16 protein-coding genes are annotated in these 22,628 nt (G+C 54.2%); 6 read left to right on the forward strand and 10 right to left on the reverse strand.

The features are described from left to right. Nucleotide 1 precedes the first annotated feature (1 nt). Complete coding sequence (locus ACQUQU_RS14085; protein ID WP_430460338.1) at nt 2-670, reverse strand: response regulator transcription factor; 669 nt, start codon at nt 668-670, stop codon at nt 2-4. Then, complete coding sequence (locus ACQUQU_RS14090; protein WP_430460339.1) at nt 667-1,161, reverse strand: hypothetical protein; 495 nt, start codon at nt 1,159-1,161, stop codon at nt 667-669. The genes ACQUQU_RS14085 and ACQUQU_RS14090 overlap by 4 nt, the downstream gene beginning before the upstream one ends. 123 nt (nt 1,162-1,284) lie before the next feature. Here ACQUQU_RS14090 and ACQUQU_RS14095 point away from each other — a divergent pair, with 123 nt between their 5' ends. The 3 genes from ACQUQU_RS14095 (at nt 1,285) to ACQUQU_RS14105 (ending at nt 4,003) form a co-directional block, all read left to right on the forward strand. Continuing rightward, a complete protein-coding gene (locus ACQUQU_RS14095) occupies nt 1,285-1,485 on the forward strand; it encodes a hypothetical protein (RefSeq protein ID WP_430460340.1) in 201 nt (66 codons plus the stop codon). Between the two features lie 140 nt (nt 1,486-1,625). Beyond that, nucleotides 1,626-3,254, forward strand: a complete 1,629-nt coding sequence (locus ACQUQU_RS14100; RefSeq protein WP_430460341.1) for an NAD(P)/FAD-dependent oxidoreductase — start codon at nt 1,626-1,628, stop codon at nt 3,252-3,254. After that, the gene (locus ACQUQU_RS14105) at nt 3,254-4,003 is read left to right on the forward strand and encodes a TrmH family RNA methyltransferase (protein WP_430460342.1); all 750 of its coding nucleotides are present in this window, start codon (nt 3,254-3,256) and stop codon (nt 4,001-4,003) included. The genes ACQUQU_RS14100 and ACQUQU_RS14105 overlap by 1 nt, the downstream gene beginning before the upstream one ends. Nucleotides 4,004-4,406: 403 nt before the next feature. Here ACQUQU_RS14105 and ACQUQU_RS14110 read toward each other — a convergent pair whose 3' ends face one another. Beyond that, entirely contained in the window at nt 4,407-5,327 is a 921-nt protein-coding gene (locus ACQUQU_RS14110; RefSeq protein ID WP_430460343.1) for a hypothetical protein, read from the reverse strand. Between the two features lie 332 nt (nt 5,328-5,659). Between ACQUQU_RS14110 and ACQUQU_RS14115 the strand changes: the two genes are divergently transcribed. Further along, nucleotides 5,660-7,027, forward strand: coding sequence for a leucyl aminopeptidase family protein (locus tag ACQUQU_RS14115; RefSeq protein ID WP_430460344.1), 1,368 nt, complete (start codon nt 5,660-5,662; stop codon nt 7,025-7,027). Between the two features lie 14 nt (nt 7,028-7,041). Next, entirely contained in the window at nt 7,042-7,668 is a 627-nt protein-coding gene (locus ACQUQU_RS14120) for a trimeric intracellular cation channel family protein (protein ID WP_430460345.1), read from the forward strand. 117 nt (nt 7,669-7,785) lie between these two features. Here ACQUQU_RS14120 and ACQUQU_RS14125 read toward each other — a convergent pair whose 3' ends face one another. Continuing rightward, a complete protein-coding gene (locus ACQUQU_RS14125) occupies nt 7,786-8,904 on the reverse strand; it encodes a DUF1513 domain-containing protein (RefSeq protein ID WP_430460346.1) in 1,119 nt (372 codons plus the stop codon). A 191-nt stretch (nt 8,905-9,095) separates the two neighbouring features. On the opposite strand from ACQUQU_RS14125, the gene ACQUQU_RS14130 reads away from it, so the two are divergent. Further along, nucleotides 9,096-9,428, forward strand: coding sequence for a hypothetical protein (locus ACQUQU_RS14130; protein WP_430460347.1), 333 nt, complete (start codon nt 9,096-9,098; stop codon nt 9,426-9,428). A gap of 78 nt (nt 9,429-9,506) precedes the next feature. Here ACQUQU_RS14130 and ACQUQU_RS14135 read toward each other — a convergent pair whose 3' ends face one another. From ACQUQU_RS14135 to ACQUQU_RS14160, 6 genes are read right to left on the reverse strand one after another with little or no spacing between them, the layout of a single operon-like run. Continuing rightward, nucleotides 9,507-10,082: a hypothetical protein gene (locus ACQUQU_RS14135; protein ID WP_430460348.1), complete on the reverse strand. Its 576-nt coding sequence runs from the start codon at nt 10,080-10,082 to the stop codon at nt 9,507-9,509. 2 nt (nt 10,083-10,084) lie between these two features. Continuing rightward, on the reverse strand, nt 10,085-10,945 hold the full coding sequence (locus ACQUQU_RS14140) for a hypothetical protein (protein ID WP_430460349.1): 861 nt from the start codon (nt 10,943-10,945) through the stop codon (nt 10,085-10,087). An 11-nt stretch (nt 10,946-10,956) separates the two neighbouring features. Continuing rightward, nucleotides 10,957-17,322 carry a hypothetical protein gene (locus ACQUQU_RS14145; RefSeq protein WP_430460350.1) on the reverse strand — a complete coding sequence of 2,122 codons (6,366 nt, stop codon included), beginning with the start codon at nt 17,320-17,322 and terminating at the stop codon, nt 10,957-10,959. Beyond that, entirely contained in the window at nt 17,319-21,020 is a 3,702-nt protein-coding gene (locus ACQUQU_RS14150; protein ID WP_430460351.1) for a hypothetical protein, read from the reverse strand. Before ACQUQU_RS14150 ends, ACQUQU_RS14145 begins: the two co-directional genes overlap by 4 nt. Before the next feature lie 4 nt (nt 21,021-21,024). After that, nucleotides 21,025-21,828, reverse strand: a complete 804-nt coding sequence (locus ACQUQU_RS14155; protein WP_430460352.1) for a hypothetical protein — start codon at nt 21,826-21,828, stop codon at nt 21,025-21,027. 1 nt (nt 21,829) lies between these two features. Continuing rightward, the gene (locus ACQUQU_RS14160; protein ID WP_430460353.1) at nt 21,830-22,627 is read right to left on the reverse strand and encodes a peptidylprolyl isomerase; all 798 of its coding nucleotides are present in this window, start codon (nt 22,625-22,627) and stop codon (nt 21,830-21,832) included. Nucleotide 22,628: the final 1 nt, after the last annotated feature.

Below are 22,628 nucleotides of genomic sequence, written 5' to 3' on the forward strand. Positions count from 1 at the left end.
GCTAATCCATCACAAACTGATAGCCGCGGCCACGCAGGGTCTGAATCGGGCAGAAGCCATCGGCCACCGCCAGTTTTTTGCGCAGCCGGCCCATCAGCACTTCAATCACATTGCTGTCGCGGTCGAAATCCTGCGCATACAGATAATCGGTGAGCGTCGACTTGGAAATCACTTCGTTGGCGTGACGCATCAGGTAATCGAGAATCTTGAATTCAAACGCGGTCAGGTCCATCGCCTGTCCCTGCAACGACACCGTCTGACTCTGGGTATCCAGCACCAGCGGGCCGGCACTGATGCGCGCCGAATGGCCGGTCATGCGGCGCAATAACGCCCGCACCCGCGCCTGCAGTTCTTCCATATGAAAGGGTTTTTCCAGATAGTCGTCGGCACCCGCTTCAAGCCCTTCAACACGGGATTTCCAGCCGCCGCGGGCGGTCAGAATCAGCAAGGGGTACTGACAGCCATCGGTGCGCAGACGGCGGATCAGTTCAATGCCGTCGATTTTCGGCAGACCCAGATCGATGATGGCCAGGTCGTAGGGATACTCCATCGCCTGGAAATACCCTTCCATGCCATCGGCGGCTTCGTCGCAGCGGAAACCCGCCGCGGTCAGGCCGTCGGCCAGCTGGCGCCGCAGCGCCTGTTCGTCTTCCACCAGAAGAATTTTCATGGACGCTCACCTTCAGCTGCTGCCGCCGGCGCATCGACCAGCGTGCCATCTATGGCATTGATATAAAAATTCGCGACATTGCCTTTGCGCCCGAGAATGCGCACGGCATAGAGAGGAATCGGTTCGGGGTAATAGCGCACCAGCAGCACCTGCCCGGTGAGCAGCAACTGCGCCAGACGGACCGCTTCCTGCGGACTGATGGCGTTGGCCGGCGGCTGACCAGCGGAGAAATCGGCGGCCGGACCGGGCGCACTGCGGCGCTCGCGGCCGTCGCCCTGAATGCGTTTTTCAACCCAGCGGTTGAAGGGGGTCATCAGGCGTTCAACCCATTCGGTGCGCGGCACCAGCGTTTCTTCCACCCACTCGCTGTTGCCTTCGCGCTGCACCCGGTTCTGGTCGTCGGCGTGCGCGCGTGCGTCAGCCTCGTCGGCCAGTGCAGGCCAGACGATCACCGTCAGCAGGATAACAACACAGTATTGGAAACGACTCACCCGGCACTCCGCCTGTCAGGATGGCGGCAGAATACCGGATTTTTCCTGAACAAGAACTGAATTCAGCCCGCGTTCAGGTAGCGGCCGCACAATGGAACACCACACTCAGGACGAGACCGACTTATGCACGCCGAATCCTCCGCAGAAGACCGACAACCGGTGAACAACCCAAACACGCCTCAGGCTGTGGTGAACCCCGCCGCCAACCCGATGAGCTATCCGCGTCACAGCCTGGCCTACTTTGAGCTGCTGACCCTGATCACGCTGGAAATGCGTGGCCGCTTCGACGGTAACCGAAAGTCAGCGCAGCTGACCGCCGCCTGACGCAGACGGAACCTGCAGAAAAGGCTAAAATGCCGGTTTTAAACCACACGGGTTGCTGAGCGAATCGGGGCTTATAACGTACGCCCTCCGCATCCGCCAGACACCCACGATGCCGGAAAGCTACCGGCCAGGTAACCGTCATGATCCGCATTAATGAACTCGCCCTGCCTCTCGACCATGCGCCGGACGCCCTGCGCGCCGCCATCCTCGACCGTCTGAACATCAAAGACAGCGACCTGCTTAACGTGCAGGTGTTCAAGCGCAGCTACGACGCGCGCAAAAAGAACAGCGAGATCAAATTTATCTACATCGTCGATCTGGATGTTAAAGGCGAAGACAAGCTCCTCGCCCGCTTCAGCACCGACCCGCACGTGATTCCCTCACCCGACACCCATTACTACCCGGTGGAATCCGCTCCGGCGGAATTAACCGAACGCCCGGTGATTATCGGTTTTGGTCCCTGTGGTTTATTCGCCGCGCTGATTCTGGCCCAGGCCGGTTACCGTCCGATTGTGCTGGAACGCGGCAAAGAAGTACGCGAGCGCACCAAAGACACCTGGGCGCTGTGGCGTAAAAAACAACTGACGCCGGAATCCAACGTGCAGTTTGGTGAAGGCGGCGCCGGTCTGTTCTCCGACGGCAAACTCTACAGCCAGATCAAAGACCCGAAATTCTACGGCCGCAAAGTGATGGCCGAATTCGTGAAAGCCGGCGCGCCGGAAGAAATTATGTACGTCAGCAAACCGCACATCGGTACTTTCCGTCTGACTGGCGTCGTAGCCGCCATGCGTGAAGAAATCAAAGCCTTAGGCGGCGAAGTACGCTTCCAGAGCAAAGTCAGCGATTTCATTATTAATAACGGTCAGACCGAAGGCGTGGTGCTGGAAAACGGCGAAACAATCATGAGCCGTCATGTGGTGCTGGCGCTGGGTCACAGCTCGCGTGACACCTTCCGCACCCTGCACCGTCAGGGCGTATTTGTTGAAGCCAAGCCGTTCGCCATCGGTTTCCGCGTTGAGCATCCGCAATCCCTGATCGACAAAGCGCGTCTGGGTAAATACGCCGGTCACCCGGAACTGGGCGCTGCCGATTACAAGCTGACCTTCCACGCCAAAAACGGCCGCCCTGTGTATTCCTTCTGTATGTGTCCGGGCGGTACTGTGGTGGCCGCAACGTCAGAAGAAGGCCGCGTGGTGACCAACGGCATGTCGCAATATTCGCGCAACGAGCGCAACGCCAACGCCGCCATTGTGGTGGGTATTGAGCCGGAAAAAGATTTCCCGGGCGACGTATTGGCCGGTATCGAACTGCAGGAAAAACTGGAAGAAAAAGCCTTTGAACTGGGCGGCCGCGATTACTGCGCACCGGGCCAGTTGGTGGGCGATTTTATCCGTGGCGTACCGTCCACCGAATTCGGTGACGTTGAGCCGTCTTACAAGCCGGGCGTAAAACTCGGCGACCTGCATCAGTCGCTGCCGAAATACGCCATCGAAGCCATTCAGGAAGCCCTGCCGGCGTTCGGTAAACAGATCCGCGGTTTCGACCGTGACGACGCTATTTTAACCGGCATCGAAACCCGCACCTCATCACCGGTACGCATCACCCGCGACCGTGAAACCCTGCAAAGCCTGAACACCGCAGGTCTGTACCCGGCCGGTGAAGGCGCCGGTTACGCCGGTGGCATTCTGTCGGCCGGTGTCGACGGCATTAAAGTCGCCGAAGCCGTGGCGCAGGATATGCTGGCGCAATTCCGCGCGGACCGGGGTTAATGGCCATGAAAGCCGATGACGTTAAAAAACTGCTGCAGAAAAAATACCGCGAACAGGCGCGTCAGTATCTGGTGGAAGGCGAGCATTTAATTCTCGAATTACAGAAAGCCGCCGCCACTCAGACCTATCTGAAAGAGTCGTGGTTATTTATTACCGAAGACTACAGCGACTGGGTAGAAAAAAACCTGACGCTGAATCTGCGCACCACCATAGTCGGGCAAAAAGCCATGGCGGCCATGTCGGACACCAAAAGCCCGCAGGGTATTATCGCGGTCGTTCCCTTTGCTCCCGAGCTTCCAGCCACCAAACCAGCATTGCATGAGCGCGCGATTTATCTGCACGAAGTACAGGACCCGGGCAATCTGGGCACTATTTTGCGCACCCTCGGCTGGTTCGGTGGTTTCCGCTGCCTGTTAAGCCCGGGCAGCGTCGACCCGTACAACCCGAAAGTGGTGCGGGCCAGTATGGGCGCGGTTTTTCATGTGCAGATCGAACAGGACGTGGCCATCAACAGCCTGAAGCCGCGCTTCGGCAGTATCGCCAGCCTCGATATGGCCGGCGCCGCCTTAAGCGACGCCAGCCTGAAACAGCACCGCTGTTTTGTGTTCGGCAACGAAGCCCGTGGCGTGCCGCGCGAACAATTACAGGCGTTAAATGCCGAGCCGTACAGCATCCAAGGTTGCGGCGCGATTGAATCACTCAATCTCGCCACGGCGGTGAATATGTGCGTGTACGAGCTGGTGCGCTGAAGCCCTTCGCTGGCAAGTCTTCCGGGTACGAGGATACAAACTCGCTTTTCAACGTGTGCACGGACTGACATTGAAAAGCGTATTCGTGCCTACAGGCCGCCGTTATAAACAACAACGGCTCAGGTACGCCCCTGCAGGGATGCAGGGCGAGTGTAAGGCTGTCGGGAACAGCTCTTACGCGCTACCGCGACAGCCGTATTGTTTATAGCGGGAAAAGGCCTGTGAGCACAAAGCAGGGGGCCGGGGAGAAGGTCCCCGGAAAAGCAAAGGATATACCCGGTAAAACAGCGAAGCTTTTCTGGAAAATCTCCGCCAAACCGGAAATTCATTAATACCTGAATATGGCGTTAATGAATGTGCGGCCCCAATGACGGGGCGCTTTCCACTCAATACCCGGTGTTAATCAGAACCGTCCCATCAACTTCACATACGGCCCGTGCGCAATCACAAACTGATTAGGCGTGGTCACGTAATTCTCATCCGCCGACGAACGGCCACCGAGCACAATACCGATCAGCGACGCCTCGTAGCCCAGCGCCCAGGCAAAACCCGAACTGTCGGACAACACAGCACCGCCGTAAAAGCCGACGTTAAAGGTTGAACGGGTCGCAAAGCCTTCGGCCGATTCCGATTTAATGGTGCCGTCGACCCGATTATTGGCAGCGCTGACATTTGCACCGCTGGGTTCAACCGTCATATAGCCCAGCTCGACCTGAGACTCGAAATTCAGACCGTGCTCGTGCTCGGCGCCTCTGGTCAGCCGCTCCATCAGATTGTTGGTCATAAACCAGGCGTAGAAGGTGTACTCCACTTCCGGATCAATCCAGCTCATGTCGTAACCGTAGGAATCACTGAGGCCCAGATTCACTTCAATCAGGCTGGGCTGAGTCCAGTGGGCGTACGAAAAACCGGTTTTGGAATTCCAGCCGTCGCGGCTGTAGAGCTTGAAGCCCTCGTAATCGTATTCAAACTTGCCCGACGGCGGCTGAAAGTCGAGGCCACTTTCGTTCTGAAAATGCCCGGCCACCGTGCCCGATTCGACCACTGCGCCCCAGTCGCCATAGCCGAACTTCACCAGCAACTGACGGCTGCGCTCCTGTTCCTGATCAAGATCGAGGGCGGCGCCGATAAAGGCGTTGTCGCCGAGCGACAGGGTAAAGTCGATCGCCTGAAACGGCGCGTCTTCGTACACAATGGCATCGGTTTCATCCACCGATTCCGTAAAGGTCAGGCTGCGTACGCTGTAGCCCAGATAGTTATCGCCAGCCTGAACAGAAGGCGCCGTGCTCATCGCCAGAAGCGCCAGAGTGAGGGTTGTCCGCATACGTCACCTGCGTGTTGTGATTCCGTTTTTTGATTTCAGGACGCTGTTGCTTCCAGGAAGGTTTTCTTCAGAGAAGGGTACTTTCAGCGAGCCGACAGTACAGCGCCTTTTTTAGCACTATAGACATAGCCATAAACCGCGCCATCCGACCTCTGGCCAACCGCCATAACGAGTCGTGAAAGTCAGAAGCCACAAATGGCCGGCGCGCCCTCCGTTGTGCAATACACGCTGTTGCCCGCAGGGAAAGACAATGCGCAATCCGGGCAAGCTTCATATTTTCGCCCGCCGTTATTCTCTATACTGTCATTTCCATCTGAGCATCAGGAGTCTGTATGTCATCTGTGTTATCCGCGGGTCATCAGGGTACCCCACTGACCATTCTGGAAGCGGCCGAATTCAGCCATTGGCTGGAAGGGCAGCCTGAATTAATCCGCAACTGGATTTCCGCCACCGGCTACAGCGGCAAAGGCGTTGCCCTGCTGCCCGCCAGCGACGGCTCTCTGAACAAAGCTCTGTTCGTGTGCGAATCCCTCGACGATATGTTTGCCTGCGGTGAGCTGGCCAATCAGCTGCCGGTGGGCGACTACGTGATTGAAAACATCGCCGACACCGACCTGCTGATCAGCGTCGCCTTCGCCTGGGGCGTGGGCGCGTACCGTTTCGAGCGCTACACCAAACCGGGTAAACAACAGGCCCGCCTGCTGTTAGCCGACAAAGACGCACTCGGCATCGCCAGCCAGCTGGTTGAAGCCACCAAACGCGTACGCGACCTGATCAACACCCCGGCCGCCGACATGATGCCCGAGCACATGGCAGAGGTTGTTGAAGCCATGGCGAAAGAATTTTCCGCCGATTTCAGCCAGATCGTCGGCGACGACCTGATCGGCGCCAACTACCCCATGATTCACGCCGTCGGCCGCGCCAGTGTGCACGCACCGCGCCTGCTCGACCTGCGCTGGGGCGATGAACAGCACCCGAAAGTCACTCTGGTGGGCAAAGGCGTGTGCTTCGACAGCGGCGGCATGGACATGAAACCGGCCGACGCCATGCGCTTAATGAAGAAAGACATGGGCGGCGCGGCTCACACCGTGGGCCTCGCCTACCTGATCATGGCCAGCCAGTTACCCGTGCGTCTGCGTCTGCTGATTCCGGCGGTCGAAAACGCCGTGGCCGGCAATGCCTTCCGCCCGGGCGATGTGATTAACACCCGCAAAGGCAGCACAGTCGAAATCGACAATACCGACGCCGAAGGCCGTCTGGTGCTGTGCGACGCCATCACCGAAGCCGTCAGCGAACAGCCGGAACTGGTGATCGACTACGCCACCTTAACCGGCGCCTGCCGCGTGGCGCTGGGTACCGAACTGCCGGGTATGTTCACTAACCAGATGCAACTGGCCTCAGACCTGATGCAGACCGGCCAGCGCGTCTCCGACCCGGTATGGCACCTGCCCTTGCACGCCGCCTACCGCGACTCACTGAAAAGCGACATCGCCGATCTGGTGAACAGCGTGCCAAGCCCGTTCGGCGGTGCCATTACGGCGGCGCTGTATCTGGAACATTTCGTCGACAACACCCCGTGGGTGCATTTCGACGTAATGGCGTGGAACCGCCGTAAGCTGCCCGGCCGTCCTGTGGGTGGTGAAGCCATGGGCATGCGCGCGGTATTCGGTTATCTGAAAAACCGTTACGCCCATCAGTAAGACGGACACAGGCGATGCACGTTAACCCCGCAGAAATTCTCTACTGGTCCACCATGCTGGCGTCGATTTTATCGGCCGCCGCCGGCGTGCTGGACGCCCGTGGGAAGCAGTTTGATCTGTTCGGGGTGATGATCATCGCCTTCTGTGCGGCGCTGGGCGGCGGTACGCTGCGCGATGTGATTCTCGACCGCCCGGTATTCTGGGTAAAAGACTCCAGCTATCTGGTGTTCACCTGGCTGGGCGCCATTCTGACCTTTTATCTGGCACGCTGGATTAAATTGTCGAGCCGCTGGTTTGTGGTGCCGGATGCCATCGCCCTCGGGCTTTATACGGTTGCCGGCACTCACGCCGCACTGGTGCTGGGCAACGACTGGCTGGTCGCCAGTTTTATGGGCGTTATTACCGGCGTGGCCGGCGGCATTTTGCGCGATATTCTGCTGAATCAGGAACCTCTGGTATTTCAGGGGCCGTTATACGCCACGGCCAGCTGGGCTGGTTCCGTTTTATTTATTATTTTATTTCACCAGAAAACCGACCCGGTGGCGGCAACCGTGGCGGCCGGTATTCTGATCGCCATGGTGCGCTTACTGGCCGTGCGCTGGAATCTGGTGCTGCCGCGTTATCGTGAAAAGCAGCACTGAACCGCCTGCGCTAATTCACGTCTTCCATTCACATAGTCAATTACACTTCATCAATCGCACAACGTTCGGCGCGGCATTTACATCCGTGCACAGGCGTTGTTGTGTATAAGCAACGGCTTAAATGAGCGCCAGATTCAGCAAATGCGAACCGGTAATGTACGACGCCGGTACATGAACAGTCTCATCCAGCGTAAGCGTCGCCGGATTTAACGCACGGATATCCGCGCGGTCGCCGCAGCTGACCCACACCCGAGATTCATCCGCCGACACCGCCACACCGCGCGCATTGTGCAGCGACAGCTGACCGCGAAAGGCAAAGTCCGACGCCGACCAGAAACTCAGCAGCCCCGGCGTCGGATGGGTAACAATAATTAAATTGTGCGCCGCCACCCGTGCAATGCTCAGCGCCTCGCCCGGAATGTCGGCGGCAATGACCGACTGCGGCGATACCGGCATCAGTTTTCCTGACTGAAACTGGCTGACGGCGCCGCACTGGTGTTTATCCAGCCCCAGTCTGGGCGCCGACACCACCACCGCCGAATCCTCAGTCAACGGCAGAAAATGGCCGGTATTAAAGTGCTCGTCCGGCATAAGTGCTTTATGCAGCAGCGCCTGCGTGTGTACGTCAATCAGACACACAGAACCCGGCTCACCACTGGCCTGATTGCCGCCGCCGTTTGTGACCATTAATACACGGTCGTTATCCAGCAAGCGGCATTCGTGCGGGTTCATACCGTAACTTGGAAAGTCGCCTAAATAATCCAGCGTCTGCGGATCACGCACGCCGATCGCGCCCTGCCCGTCGGCCGAGGTTTCGGTAGAAAACAAATAACGGTTATCACTACTACAAGCCCCGTGGCCATAAAAACGCCGCCCGTTAACCGGCGCAATGGCGTGCAGACAACGCTGCTCATTCAGATCAAACAGCCCCGCACCTGAGCCGATTTTTTCAAACACATACACCCGGCTGCTGGAGCCGGGCGCAAAGGCAAACCCGTGCGGAAAAAAATCCGCTTCTGTGCGCTCAATTAAATGACGCAGGGGATCAACGCGGCTGATCACAAAACCGGTGCTGCCATCGCGCTTCTGATAACGCCCGCCGCCGAGCAGCAAGTCAGGGCTGTCAGCGCGGGACAACGCGCGCGCCGCGGACGATAAACCAGCGACGACGCTCAGTGCCAGCGCGTTCTGTAATAAGCGGCGGCGGGTTACGCCAAACGGAATGTCTGCAGGCATCGGAAGCTTCGGGAATAAACAGGACCAGCGGATTGTGACCAGCCACACCGGGCAGCTCAATGACCTGACCAGCCGGATAACCTGAATAACCCGCCATTTCGCCCGGCCTTACACAAGCTTTACGCCCCGGACGATTTTATTAACGATTTCCGCTATGGTGCAGCGATAGCGAGTGAAAATGGAGCGACATCATGGCCTTTGTTCTGACCCTGCTGCTGGCGCTGATCACCATTGCCCTGAGCCTGTTTGGCCTCAGCACCTTTGGCATCAGTTTATGGCCGGCTGGCGCACTACTGGCGGGTGTTTATCTGCTGATCGGGAGCTACCTGCCGCGCTGGCAGGCGGGGGTTTTCTGGACGGGTCGAATACTCGGTGTATTGTCTGCGCTGGGCGCCGGTCTGTTGCTGCTGGCCTCCACCATTGGCGGCGGCCATATGGCCGAAAGCAATCAGGTTACCGCCGTCGGACTGGTGCTGATGGCCATCACCGGCTGTGCGCTGTTTATGGTCAGACCGCCGCAGTGAGTGCCGTCGTTATTTTGCGTTTTGCTACTGAAGAACATCCGGGTCGTCATGTAGTTACTAAAGTGGGTGTCCATTTAATTACTGTTTGTCTACTCCAGCTAAAACCAACACCGCCAACCAGCGCTCCATCTGCTCATCGGCCTTTTTTAAAAGATACTTTTCATCACACTCAAACATAGCGACCTCCCACTCTGGCGTGGTGAACTGGCGTTCAAAATCTTCGATGGGCTGGTCGCGTTCGCGGTCGTCGTAAAAGCGGGTGACATAGACGGTTTTTGTAATGGCCTCGGGCGCTGAACAATCATACTGCATCACCTGCCAGTTAATTTCGCCGCCTGCGCTAACACAGATAACCGTGGTGCCGCTCATGGCCTTAAGGCGTTCTGGCCAGTCGTTGGGGATGTCGGCGTCATATTCACCGCCATCGCATACCCAGCGCAGGCTTGTGTTGCTGATGGTTTTCGGGGTTAAGGGAAACACACAGTCATCGACGGCTTCGAAGATGACTTCCTCTTCATCGGAACAGTCATCAAGGCAATTATCGCCCCAATCTGGCCGGGTATCTTCGGCCAGATAGCGGGCAGCGCGGTCTCGCTTGGCGGAGCTGTTAAACTCGGCCTGAAACAGCACCAGGCAGTAGTCGATGACTGACATTGTCAGACAGAGACCTTGCCATCACGCACATCGGCCCAGATTTTACGCAGCCACTGAGGCGTGCCTTCGTCTTCGAGGATGGTAATCAGCAGGCGGGCGGCTTTGAGGTGGTTGGGGTGGAACGTCTCATCGGCATTGCTGCTCATTACATTCATCAGTCGCTGGCAATACAGATAAAGACTCTCTTCATCAAATTCAGGATCTTGCTCAAGATCAAAACTAAAACAAGATACATATAGGCCGTGCAACCACTGGGCATGAGTGAAAGGTGAGATGAAATAGTCCTTATCCACTGCACGCGAGATATGACTGAATATATGTGCGAATGTATAGTGTGCCGACTTCCACGGCACTTTACGATATTCAAACCGTCCCATCTGGAACATGTCATCCGTATAGACTTCGCTCTGAATCAAATACGGCAGCATGCGCTGTTCTAATCCACCAAAGGTTCCGAATGGGTCCTGATTGTTTTCGTCCGGGCCATAGCCATGAGGGACGTACTGGAAGAATCGATCGCGGTAGAAGTCAAAGTCAGTACCACGCTGGGCGTATGTGTCCCATATTTCCTTCCAGGCGTGTTCGCTTTGATCTGAACATAAGAAGAAGCCCAATATAGGCGCTGGTAACCAATTGCCCGGATGAGTTTTTTCGTCAGGTAGCCAGGAGTGCTCCTGATTATTCGGGAATTCAGGTACTTCCAACAGATAAAGGGCTTTCTTTATGTGTTGCGCCTCACCCGGCTTCACATTCAAGGCACCCAGACTCTTTTTCACATACTGCCATTGTTTCTTACGTATTTTCTGCCAGCCATCAACATGGTTACCAGGGATCGCCGGTTCAATTTTTTCGTAATCAAACATATTTCTGTCTCTTAAGTTTCGTCGATCAGAGCGAATACCGCTTTCTGTATACGTTCAATTTCTTTCGCTTTCTGGTCATCACTCAGCGCGTCGAGATTAAAGATTTCCGATACTACTTCTGAACTACTGTCTTTAATGATAGTAGTTAGACCGAAGCGCTTAATATCTTTGCCAGCCTGAGTTTTAGATGCCGCAAGAGCATACTTTTTGTAACCCAGAGAGGCAGAGATTTTCTTGTTCTCACCACTGGCGTTCTGCGCCAGTTGGCTACGGATAACGTCCATCTGCTTGTCTGTCAGGCCGGAGCGGGTTTTGAGCTTAAACTTCTGGAAAAACCAATGGATTTCACTGGCTTGCTGCTGTTCGTTCCTGGCAATTGGATCTTTAATTAACTGGTTATCCGTCGCCATAATCCGGTCAAGCAGATACTGTTTGTGCGGCTTCTGCTTCGAGTTGGTGGGTTTATACTCCCAGATACTGAAGGAAGCCTTAATTTGTGATTCCGTCCGCTCTTTACCGTCTTGCACACCCAGATAAGACTTTACCTCAATAAACTGGGGTTTATCAGCTCCTTGCTGGGTGACTAGGTCGACCATACGTTCAAAGTCTCCGGATTCATCAGGCCGTATTACCCGCGGCGTCACATAATCAGCGTTAGGGCTGCGTGATTGCAGGTATATGTTCGCTTGTTGCTCAATGGACACTAATTTGCCATACGGGCTTTTCCCAGCTTCGCCCCATGCATGCAGCAAGGCGGCCATCACCAGATGGTATTGACTGCCATTGACGGTGTTCTGCGTTTTGTATTCGCCGGTGGCAATCGTGGCAAAGGATTTGAGGTAGAGGCTTCTGAAACCTCTGGCCAGTTGGGTATCTGAGCCAATACACCCCGCTTCTGCACAACCAATTTTACTCTCCATATAGGCGATAGCCGCCAGTTGCAGAAGTATCGGCGTACGCATTTTCTCGGGGCCGTTATTGCCTTTCAGCAGGTCGCGTACACGGCGTACCCCGCCCTTAGTCGCCAGTAGTGCGCCCCCGGCGATCAGAGTTTGAGTGGCAGTCGCAATCGCCCTTGCGTCCGGGATATTTTTAGCCGCGTAAATGATGTCGTCCATCGCGCGGGTAATATGGGCTGCGGCTTCTTTGCTGGTAATTTCTCCTTTTTTGAGGGCTGCAAGTGTTCTACGGATTTTTTCCGAGGCCTGTTTTCCACTCAAGCGCTTCCGCCCGTTCGCCGCATACGCCTGTGGCACCACCACTCCTAATGGCAGCGCACTGCTGTCGAGGCTTGCCAACTCAAGCTCCAGCGATGGCTGAACATCCCCCTCCCATCCATCTTCCGGCAAGTTGAAATAATCGAACCACACCTGAAGATCTTCAGAGCTGCTGATGGCGTCGAAGATGATGGGAATGGCTTCCCGTGCTTCTTCGTCCGCCGCAATTTCACCCACAATCATGAGGAATGGCAAAAGACTTAACAGAGGGTCAATGCTTTTTGAATCGACCACTCGCTCGGCAACTTTACCCAGAAACGGCCCCATAATGCCGACCAGTTTTTTGGTGGCCGGATTGGTCAGTAGTTTTGCCAATGGTTTAAATGCCGCTTTTAGTGCCGGAGCTAAAGGTCCTGAGAAGGATATCGCCACATCCAGAACTGCTACCACCAACACAACAGGATCAAACTCTTCGGTGCCTATTTTTCCAATCTGTTCAACGACATTTAAGACGGAGCTGACAGGAATAAAGAGATCCAGCCCTTCCATCAGCCAGGAAGACGCATGCGCCTGTGGCATAAGACTGCTGAACGGCAGTGAACTTGCCCCCCATGGGTCATAATCGCTGTAATCGGTAACGTCACTTAAGACCAGTGGTGGTCCAATCAATGCAATATTGGCTGCGCTGGCACCAATTTGCTTAAAGCCTTCTTCGCTGATAACAGGGATATGTGTGCGCTGGCCATTATGAACCAGATGTACGTAGGTCAGCCCCAGGGTTTGCCCGGCAGCGTTCAGGGTACCCAGACTGTTGACCCCAACAGTCGCACTGCCAGTGCTGTCCGCCTGAATACTGATATCACTTCCCTGATTATTAATCGCCAGTAACGGTTGCGACTGACCATTGTAAAAGCGCAGCTCCTGCATCAGACCGGTGAAATTGCTGCCTATGGTCAACTCGCCATTACCCGGCAATATGGTACCGCTGTAGGTGGCTGTGGCGGGGCTGCTGAAATCATCAACATATAATTCGAGCTGAGTATCTGTAACCCGGGCGGCAACTTTCTGCCACTTATCCAGCTGGACAGGTGTTCTTACCTGATAGGTACCATCGCTTGTGGTAATGCGGTAGAAAATTTCACCACCGGCGATCCCAAGACTTTGACCACCGCCCAGATTGACCAGCGTACCGGCCTGCTCGGGTTTAATGGCCATTGCCCAGTTCGGGCGCTGTACCGCCGCAAGTACTGCAGCGGGCGATGTAATGGAGGCACTACCGTCAAAGCGGGAACTGCTGCCCATACCGTACATACTTGCAGCATCCAGTGTTACGCCGCCTGCGGTAACGCTGTAGATACCGGTATCATCCTTGGGAGCGTCACTACTGAACGCCAGCAACGAACTGGCATCCAGCGCCAGCGCAAATTCCGGCATGTTGTTCGGGAAATAGGCATCGCCAAGCACGACATGAATCACCTCACCTGCATTAGCCTTGAGAGTGACGCTCTTTTCAACTTCGTAGCCAAGATCCAACTGAACGCCATCAAAACGTTCGTAGCTGTATGCACCCGCCTGAGTTTTTTCACCAAGTAACGGACGATAATTCGCCGCCGCGATGCTGGCGTCAGGCGCAACCACTCTGATTTGCTTGCGATCACTGCCTGCATAGCCAACCCGTGCGTGAACATAGGTATCAACCGGTACTGGGGGCGCCATCAGGGTCACAGTCGCCTTACCATCGGCATCCAGAACTATCGTCTGCTCTGCGACTCCCAGATGAGGTGCTGAAACAGCTACTTCCAACCCCTCTGCTGAACCCGCCGGATTTTCGACCGTTATAGTGGCTTGCTGGGAGGTGCCAACCTTCATTTCATCAGGCATATCAATGGATACAACTAACTGCAGGCTTGCCAGATCAACCACTTTGGTCGCAGCACCTGAGCTGATTGTCAGTTTGACAGCATCATCGAAACGCTCAGAGCCTGTAACCGTTACATGAGCTTTGCCTGCTGTGGTCGCGGTTTCCTGATTGACCGTTTTTGCGTAGCCGTCGAGCGCGTACGCCACACTGGTGCCATCAGAGACAATATTGCCGTGCGCATCGGTAATGGTGATCTCATATTCCTGCGATGCGGATTCCAGAACACCGATCGATGCTGCACCTGCAGATTGCCGGACCACTATATTGGCGGGTGCTCCCGGAATAACCTCAACAGGTTTGAAGTAATTAATATTGTCGCTACCGACCAATTCAGCTGTCAGCTGAGCACGGCTGCCAGCCTGAGTGGGCATAGTAAGATCTGTTTTGAATATGCCGTTGGTTTCATTTACTTCCTGAGAAACCGACAGGCTGCCGTTATTGGTTTTCCAACGCAATTTCATTGGCGCTTTTAATTCCGGGTCCCGGTCTGAATAACCGTTAAGCAATGCAATGATAGGGACAACAGGGTCATCTGCACTTACGTAATAGACGTCATCTGTCTCGAGATCGTTATCAACATCGCGCGAGGTAACAATCAGGTCCTCAAACCCCCACTCCCACAGCACGTTCTGCGCATCCTGATTCAGGTACAGACTGAGCGTGAGGTAGTCTTCCACATCCAGCTGCGACAAATAATCCAGATTGGTGAACTGAATCTGTTGTTCATTCCCTTCGCCTTTATCAATGCGGACTTCAATCTCCTGATCACCCAGCGCGAAAATGTATTGCTGCTCGCCATCCAATGCCGTTATGCGTTCATACTCTGAACCAATAAGGTTGAAAATAACCTCCACCAGATCGTATGAATTATTGATGGCTGGAATATCGTCATCGAGCAGATTGCCACTGTCGGTAGCGGAATCCTCGTTCTTCTGGATAATGGATTCGACTTCCAGATCCACCACACTGAAGCTCAGCTCAGGGCGGTAAACCCAGTTGAATCGTGGTGTGAGGTTACGCGTGCTTTGTTCCTGCGCAGCAATGGCCAGCTTGTCTTCTATGCTGCCCTGTTCGTTATACAGCGGCACACGTACGGGTACGTATTGCGCCGGGCGGTGGCGCAACGCACCTGTATGATCGCCGGCCGAAAAGTCGTTCTGTTCACCACTGGGGTAACCATTCACCTGCAGATAATGGTGATACGGGTTGTTGTCGAAATTGAGCACCTGCAGCTGGCGGCCAGGGTTAATATCAAATTCGGCAACGCTGTTGTCGTACGGATCGCCGCTGTCGGCACTGTCAATTTGTTTGGTCAGCCGTCCGGTGTAGCCGTAACCCGCCAGTCCGGCCGGCAGAGGGTAGCCATCCTGATCCAGCCATTCGGTGTGAATCTCAACCAGACTGTCGTCTGTAGTGGCCGCGCCTTCGTTACTGATGGTGGTGCGTTCTTCGTCGGAATTTTTCAGCAACCCCTGCCCCTGATGGCGGCGGGTAGCCCACACTTTCAGGTTGGGCGGTGTCAGCACCACGGGCGGCACGCGTACCGTCAGGTCACCGCCGTCGGTTGCTGATGTTAATACTGTGGTAGCTGTGCCTATATAGCCGGTCGGGCGGTTAATGGCGACAACCCGCACCTGCTCGCCGGTACGCAAGAAGTCGGCTTTATACGATTGCAGTGCCGGGCTCATTTTGTTGGAAGCCTGCCAGGTGACGAAGTTATCGTGCCCCAGACGTTTGAAGCTGTGCATGTCTTCCGGACTGCGGATCGCCAGGGTGTAAGCGAAGTTGTTATCGCCATCCAGCACAGTACGGCTGGCATCGGAATATTCATGCTCGTTCAGGCCGGAGCGCTGGGTAATTAATTCGCCGGTCGACTCACGGAACACCAGAATATCGGTCTGCTTAACGTCGTCCAGCGAGACGGTTTTCAGCAGGCCTTTGTGCTGCAGATCGGGCGCCAGATCCATAATGCGGGTAATATTCGGCTGCCCGTCGATGCGCTCATTCGCGCTGAAGTAAACACCATACACGTTACCCTCGGCATTGGCTTCAAATTGCCCTTCGGCGCTTATGGTGCCGCGCACGGTTTTGTCTTTTTCGCCATCGCCGTCGTAATCGTCGGCCGCCATATAGAAATTCTGCGCAGCTGTTTCGGCGCTGTATTCAGTGGCATCGCCAATGCTCGCTCCGGCAAACAGGACGCGTCCGCTGAGCACATTAACGCCTACGGCATAGTTGAGTGTTGTGATGTTGTCCGGCGCAGATGAGATAATGCCGATGACTGTTAGCTGAGCGCTCAATGCACCCAGATCATTTCCCGGCGGGAATGCTCCGTACCCGATACAGTTGTCATAACTGGTATGCATCAGATAATAGGGAATACGCGGCGAACCTCGGGGATTAAAGTTGGCGTAATAAAAAGTGGCATAAGCCGTTGTGCTCGCCTGATACTGAAATCCCGGACAAGGGCTCAACCACGCCTGCAGGCGGTAAGATCCGTCGGGACGGCTATACGCTATGCCATTGCGATAACCGGTAATTGCCTCAATAAATACTCCAGGTACCGGGTCGAGGATTTTATATCCTTCCCTCGCCAGGCTGATCAGACTTGAAGTATTTTCGTATTCGGCCGCATCGTCCGGTACGGTCTTACCATCTTTAAGATAAAACGCGGTTAAATAACCGATACGCTCAGGGCTGGTGTAAATCAGTTTGCCGTCTTCGTTAAACAGCATACTTTTATCATCAGGCGACACAGTAGACGGTAATGCCAGCATATCCACCGGGAAGCTGTAATATTCTATATAAGCGCCATTGTCGGAGTGACGTCGTGCCTTTCCAGGGATCGCTACACTGATGGCATCAGCCGGCAACGCAGGCCAGTTGCTGATGTCTCGTCCATCGGAGGTTTGAAAGGTCTGCCCCGTAAACTGAGAAACCGGCATCAGTTCAATATCGCCATCATATTGCGCGCGAAAAAGATCGAGCATGGTGATAAAACCACCTACCTGACTGGCCGCCAGCACAAAGCCTTCAACTCCGGTAACACTGTTGATTTTTGAGTGGCCGCCATGCTCGTTGTATTCCGCCCATATCGGCTTGCCATCGTCGGTGGTCACGACGCTGCGTGCATACACATGACCATGGTGCACGAAGGTTTCAAATCCATAAGGATTAAGCGCCTGCACAGCAGAAGCCAGCACCATCAATGGCAGTAAAAAAAGAGTCCTTAATTTCATGGGCGTTCCAGCATGGCTTTAGCGACCAGTTCAGCAAAACTGATCTTTTGATTCAGATATTGTTCGGCGGCTTCCTGCATCTGCGGCAGCAGTGGGCTGTAGCCGATGTAGTCGAGCGTTGCGTAATTAACCGGCAGAGCAGATGTGAGGGTTGTGCCAGCAATTTTCCCAAGGCCTACCGCTTCTATAATGTTCTTCTGCGGGTTATAGCCCAGCAGCAGCGCATAGGATTCTCCCTGCTCACCGCCAGGAAGATAGTTATAACTGCCCATTAATGCAGGCAACTTCAGGCTGAGATTAATGGCAGAGGAAGGTTTTATACCAAAGGGTTGCAACTGGTAGAACCATAGCGGGGCCAGACCATCCATAGTGTCACGCACCAGCTGAGAGGCGGTTACAAACTGTGCATGCACCGAACGCTCGGTGTGAGGAAAGTTAAGATCTGCACCATTCAGATCGAGAGTCAGATCACCATTAGCCAGACGCAGGCTGGTTACGCGTTCGGCTACGGGTACCGGCAGTATTTCGCTGCTGGTGTTCGGTACACGGATTACGGCCATGTGGTTAAGAATCCCACCTGTTACCGACACAGGTACACGCACACTCCCCAGTGTCATATCGCTTCGGCTTTTATTCACAAGCAGATGGTAGTCACCATCCGGGATATTTTCGGATGCTTTGGCTTTGTAGCCAAAGGTATAGCCGCCATCGTTGTTGGTCCGGGTTGTAATGCCCAGCTCTTCAATTTCAACATCAAGGTCGGCACGGATTTGATTCAGGCTATCGACCACACCGCCTTCTATGAAGGTCGGCAAACCTCGGGTATCAAACGTCTGTCGTGATACGACGGCATCAGCGTAAGTTATTTCCCAGTCGATCTGAGCGTTGTAACCAAGGTCACCCTGAGGGTAGAAAATGGCGGTCTGGTCGTTGTTTACCAGCGAGATACCACCAGCAACCGGCTGACGTGAGAAGTGTACTTCCTGCAGCTGATAGCCCTTGCTATGCAGGAAGTCGGCACCCGACTCATCGGCGTTAACATAGGTTTTGCCATGCAGGGTTTTTCTGACAGTGAAGCTCAGATCCTGCGGTTTAACCGGACGATTAAAGGTCACCTGCAGTGGCGAGTCGGGTTCAATACCCCCGGCCTGATTTTCCGGCAGCAGGCTGACCACTTCGAGCGGAAGATCTTCCTGATTGGTGACGGTAATGGAACCTTGCAGAGTCTGACTTTGGCTACCGTAAACGGCTTCTACTATCAGAGTGTAATCACCGTTACTTAATTGCGAAGGCATAGTTCCGGCCAGAATATCGCCGGCCTTCTGAATCGTAACTGGAACCTTGCCCGGATTCAGGTAGGCGGAATAGCTTTCGCTACCGGCTGCGCCGCTCAGACGCACAGCAAATGGATAGCCCGTGCCCCGATCGGAAAACCAGGTGACAGGAAAATTCGGACTGATCCAGCTCATACTGAGGGCACTGATGGAATGCAGATAGTAATCCTGCGTTTGTTTATTACCCAGATCGTCCGCTGCAACAAGGCTGAGCAGCACGTCCTGCTGCGGCTGTATGCGCAGACTATGACTGAATGAATAACCGCCACTGATCTGGGTTAAGGCCAGATCGGTACCGTTAACACTGACGCTGCTGACATCGTCGGCCAGCGCCTGACCACTGATAAGCACAGAGGTTTCAGCCAGCTGATTAATGTCCGGTGCGGGCAGCCAGTTATTATTCAGTACCAGTCGTGGTGCCTCGGTATCGCGTATGACCAGAACAGACGACGATGCCTGCTTATCAAGCGCATCGGTTACCGTCAGTGTGATGGTATTTTCACCGGCATTCAGATCAACGGCGGCTGAGACGCTGTAGAGATCGTCCGCCAGGCTTGCGACCGTGGCGGGCACGCCGTTAATGCTGGCGGTCAGCCGCCCAGTGCGGGAAGCAATTTCGGCATACAGCGACGTTGTTGCGTGACGACTGCGTGTTTGTGCCTGAGGAGCCTTGATGGTTATCTGCGGTGCCGGGTAGGAAGCATCATCCGGCTCAAAGCGGTAGTTAAGCACTTGCTGAATGGAGCGCTGCTTGGCTACTGCGCGGACATTAAGCGCGTTATCACCCGGTTTCAGTGTAATTTGACCCTGATACACATACTGGTCGCCGCCCTGCGACTGCAATGACAGCGGTGCATCATCAATATGCACGCTTGGTTGCGCTTCGACGGCGGTCAGCTTAACGCTGACGGCAACGGTTTCTTCGGCAGAAATGTGTCCGGTGGCCGGTGTTATGGAATTAATACGGAACGGTACCACGTAGGTAAGGTCAATTTCTTCCTCTGCTGAATTGCCCTGCTCGTCCTCTGCTGTAAACAGGAAATGATTACTGCCCTCTTCTAAACTTAAATCGACAGAGAAGTAGCGATTGGCATTTAACGCAATCAGACGAGTACCTGTGCTATCAGTCACGGTAACACGAGCCAGTGGCAGATCACCGGCAAGCACCTGTCCGGTAATCGTAATCCGATCGGCATAGAGAGTTTGGCCGCTGGCAGTCGCCAATATCAGCTGTGGTGGCTCCGGCTGCGGAAAGCTCCCGGAGTCGTAAGGGTCGGTTCCTGCGGCTTCTTCCTCGGCATTGGTGTAACCGTCGTTATCAATGTCGTCATCCTCAACATCAGCAACACCATCGCCGTCAGTATCAGAAGGTACATCATCTGCACTGAATGGATCAGTTCCTGCCAGCGCTTCCGTCGCATTACTGAATCCGTCGTTATCAGCGTCGTCATCAAAGCCATCATAAATGCCGTCCTGATCGTAGTCGCAAATCCAGCCGTAGTTAATTTTCTGGCGTTCAGCAGCATTGTATTCGACTCGGCCGAACGCCTGAAGGTAGATATCTGAGGCTGAAATACTGCCCCTCACCACAGAAAAATTACCAACCTCTGCATTTCCATCAGCGTAAATGAACGCATTAACGGTACCAAAACTTGCAATTGTGACGCTGTTTACTTTGAGCAGTGGCATAGACTGCCGCTCGCCCAACATAGCTTTGGTTCCGACATACAAATTTTTCACAAATAAACGCAGCTGCCCAGGACCAGAGGAGATCAGCCTGGTATCAAAACCCATGTTCAGTGAATCGATGTAATAATCGCCAGGAACCAAAATAAGATCAGAAAAGGCGTTCAGATCAACCGCTGAAAAGCGGGTAACACCGCCTTTTCCCGGCAAGGTTACGGTGCCAAATGCCGGGACGTATACAGAAACCGGGGCGGGTGAGGCTGAAGTATATCGGCCACTTTCGTGTTTATCAGAGTGTGTCTTTTCTTTCTTATCTTTTTCCGGCTTACCTTCATGCTTTTTATTTTTCTTATCGTCATTGGCGGGCCTTGTATTACCCGACACATCACCAATGTGACTCTGCAGGTCAACGGACGGAAACGAAACCGAAGCCTCACCCGTTGCCGTGCAGCTCCTGCCGTCACACGGATAATTCCAGCGACTATGAAACACCCGTTCGGCATTGATCTCTGGCTGCCCTCCATCCATTGTGGCAGCCCAGCCGAAATTCACTACGCCTGGTTTATGGGATTCCAGACCATTAGCAAATAATCCCTGGCACTGATTCTGGTAGGCCAGCGCCGTTGAGGTCAGGCCCATCATTATTATGGCAATGACTGCTATCAGGTGTTTATTCATAGATTTAGTCGAGAAACTCGATTTCCTTATTCAGCTTCACGCGCTCTTGCTCAAGCGACTGCTTTAAATACTCGGGCGCCAGCCTCCGGCGTATTTCGGAGGTCACTTCCGACAGCGGACGGGCCGGTACCTCTGTAATGGCAGTAACTGACAGCAGTAAGGAAATGCCAGCAACATTGCTCCAGTACGCATGATCTGCAACCAGCTTATCTTTAAGCGCCGGATAGTATTCAGCCACTTGTTCCGCCGTCACTTTGCGCTCGCTGCTGCTCAGTTTGCAGCCCATTTTCTGCAGCTCGGTTATACGTGACTTGTCCAGAACTGGTTCCAGCAGAGGCTTGCTTAGCGCACAGCTATCCGGCACCTGAATCTCTGTCACTGCGTATTGCTTGCGCTGACCAAATTCGCTGGCATGCGCCTGATAATACTCTTCCACTGCTTTTCGGTCGGGAACCTGCCGCTGCACGTTTTCTTCGATATAGGACTTTGCCAGCATCTGATCGCGGTAGGCCTGAATCGCCAGATCAAAATCGTGCATCTGTTCCGCTGTCATAGACGCCTGTTGCTTCTGCGCCATAACACGGGTAAGCGCGATACTTTCCACCAGCCGGCGGTATTGCTGCTTATCGTCAATAATAGTCATGCGCGCAGCCGGATCGAAGCGTTGCAGATGGTGATCGACATCACCCTGAGTAACGTAAGCGGAACCGGCGCGGGCAACCATCTTGTCATTAACGACTTCCGGGCTGTTATCAGAGCAAGCCGTCAGCGCGCACAGTGCAGAAAGCAGCAGTACTTGGCACTTCATGTTATTTATCCGAATAAATCTCGACATCTGTTGTCGCCAACAACCGATCCAGCTCGGCCTGCTTGGCTTGAGCTTTCAGCATGTGGCGGATTTCGCCTTTAACTTCATCAAACGACTTTTTAATGACCTTCGGCGACTCCAGTGCTTTCAAAATATGAAAGCCAAACTCGGTCTGCACCGGCTCGGAATAAGCGCCCTCTTTCAGGCCGAAAGCTGTCTGGGTAAATACAGGGGATACCGAACCACGCTTCAGCCAACCCAGATCACCACCTTTTTTAGCTGATAAGGTATCGGTTGAGTAGCTTGCCGCCAGTTCAGCAAAATCACCGTTGGCCTGCAGGCGCGAATACACATCGTAAATACGGGTTTTTGCTTGCTGATTTTCTTCTTCAGTCATCGACGAATTGGTTCTGACCAGAATGTGTGCAATATGAACACGCTCTTCTTCATAGTCGGCCGCATGGGATGAGAAATAGTTTTTAACGGCTTCATCGGTGACATGAGTGGTCATGAACTTGTCAAAGTACTGATTGATCATGAGATTGCGTCGATAATCTTCAACCGAAGCATCGATGCCGGCCTTGTCGAGCAGACCTTCTGTCGATATGGATTCAACCAGTGCAATCCGATTAGCCAGATCCTTCAATACATTGCCATTGGCGTCGGATTCGATGCCCTTCATCGCGAGATACGACGAAAACTCTCCCTTGCTCACTTTATGATCACCAACTTTCGCCAGATAATCACCATTGCCACAGGCAGTAAGCGCCACCGTTAAAAACAACGCAGTATATTTCATA

Source organism: Thalassolituus sp. LLYu03 (genome assembly GCF_050507655.1).
Taxonomy (GTDB): Bacteria; Pseudomonadota; Gammaproteobacteria; order Pseudomonadales; family Oceanobacteraceae; genus Venatoribacter.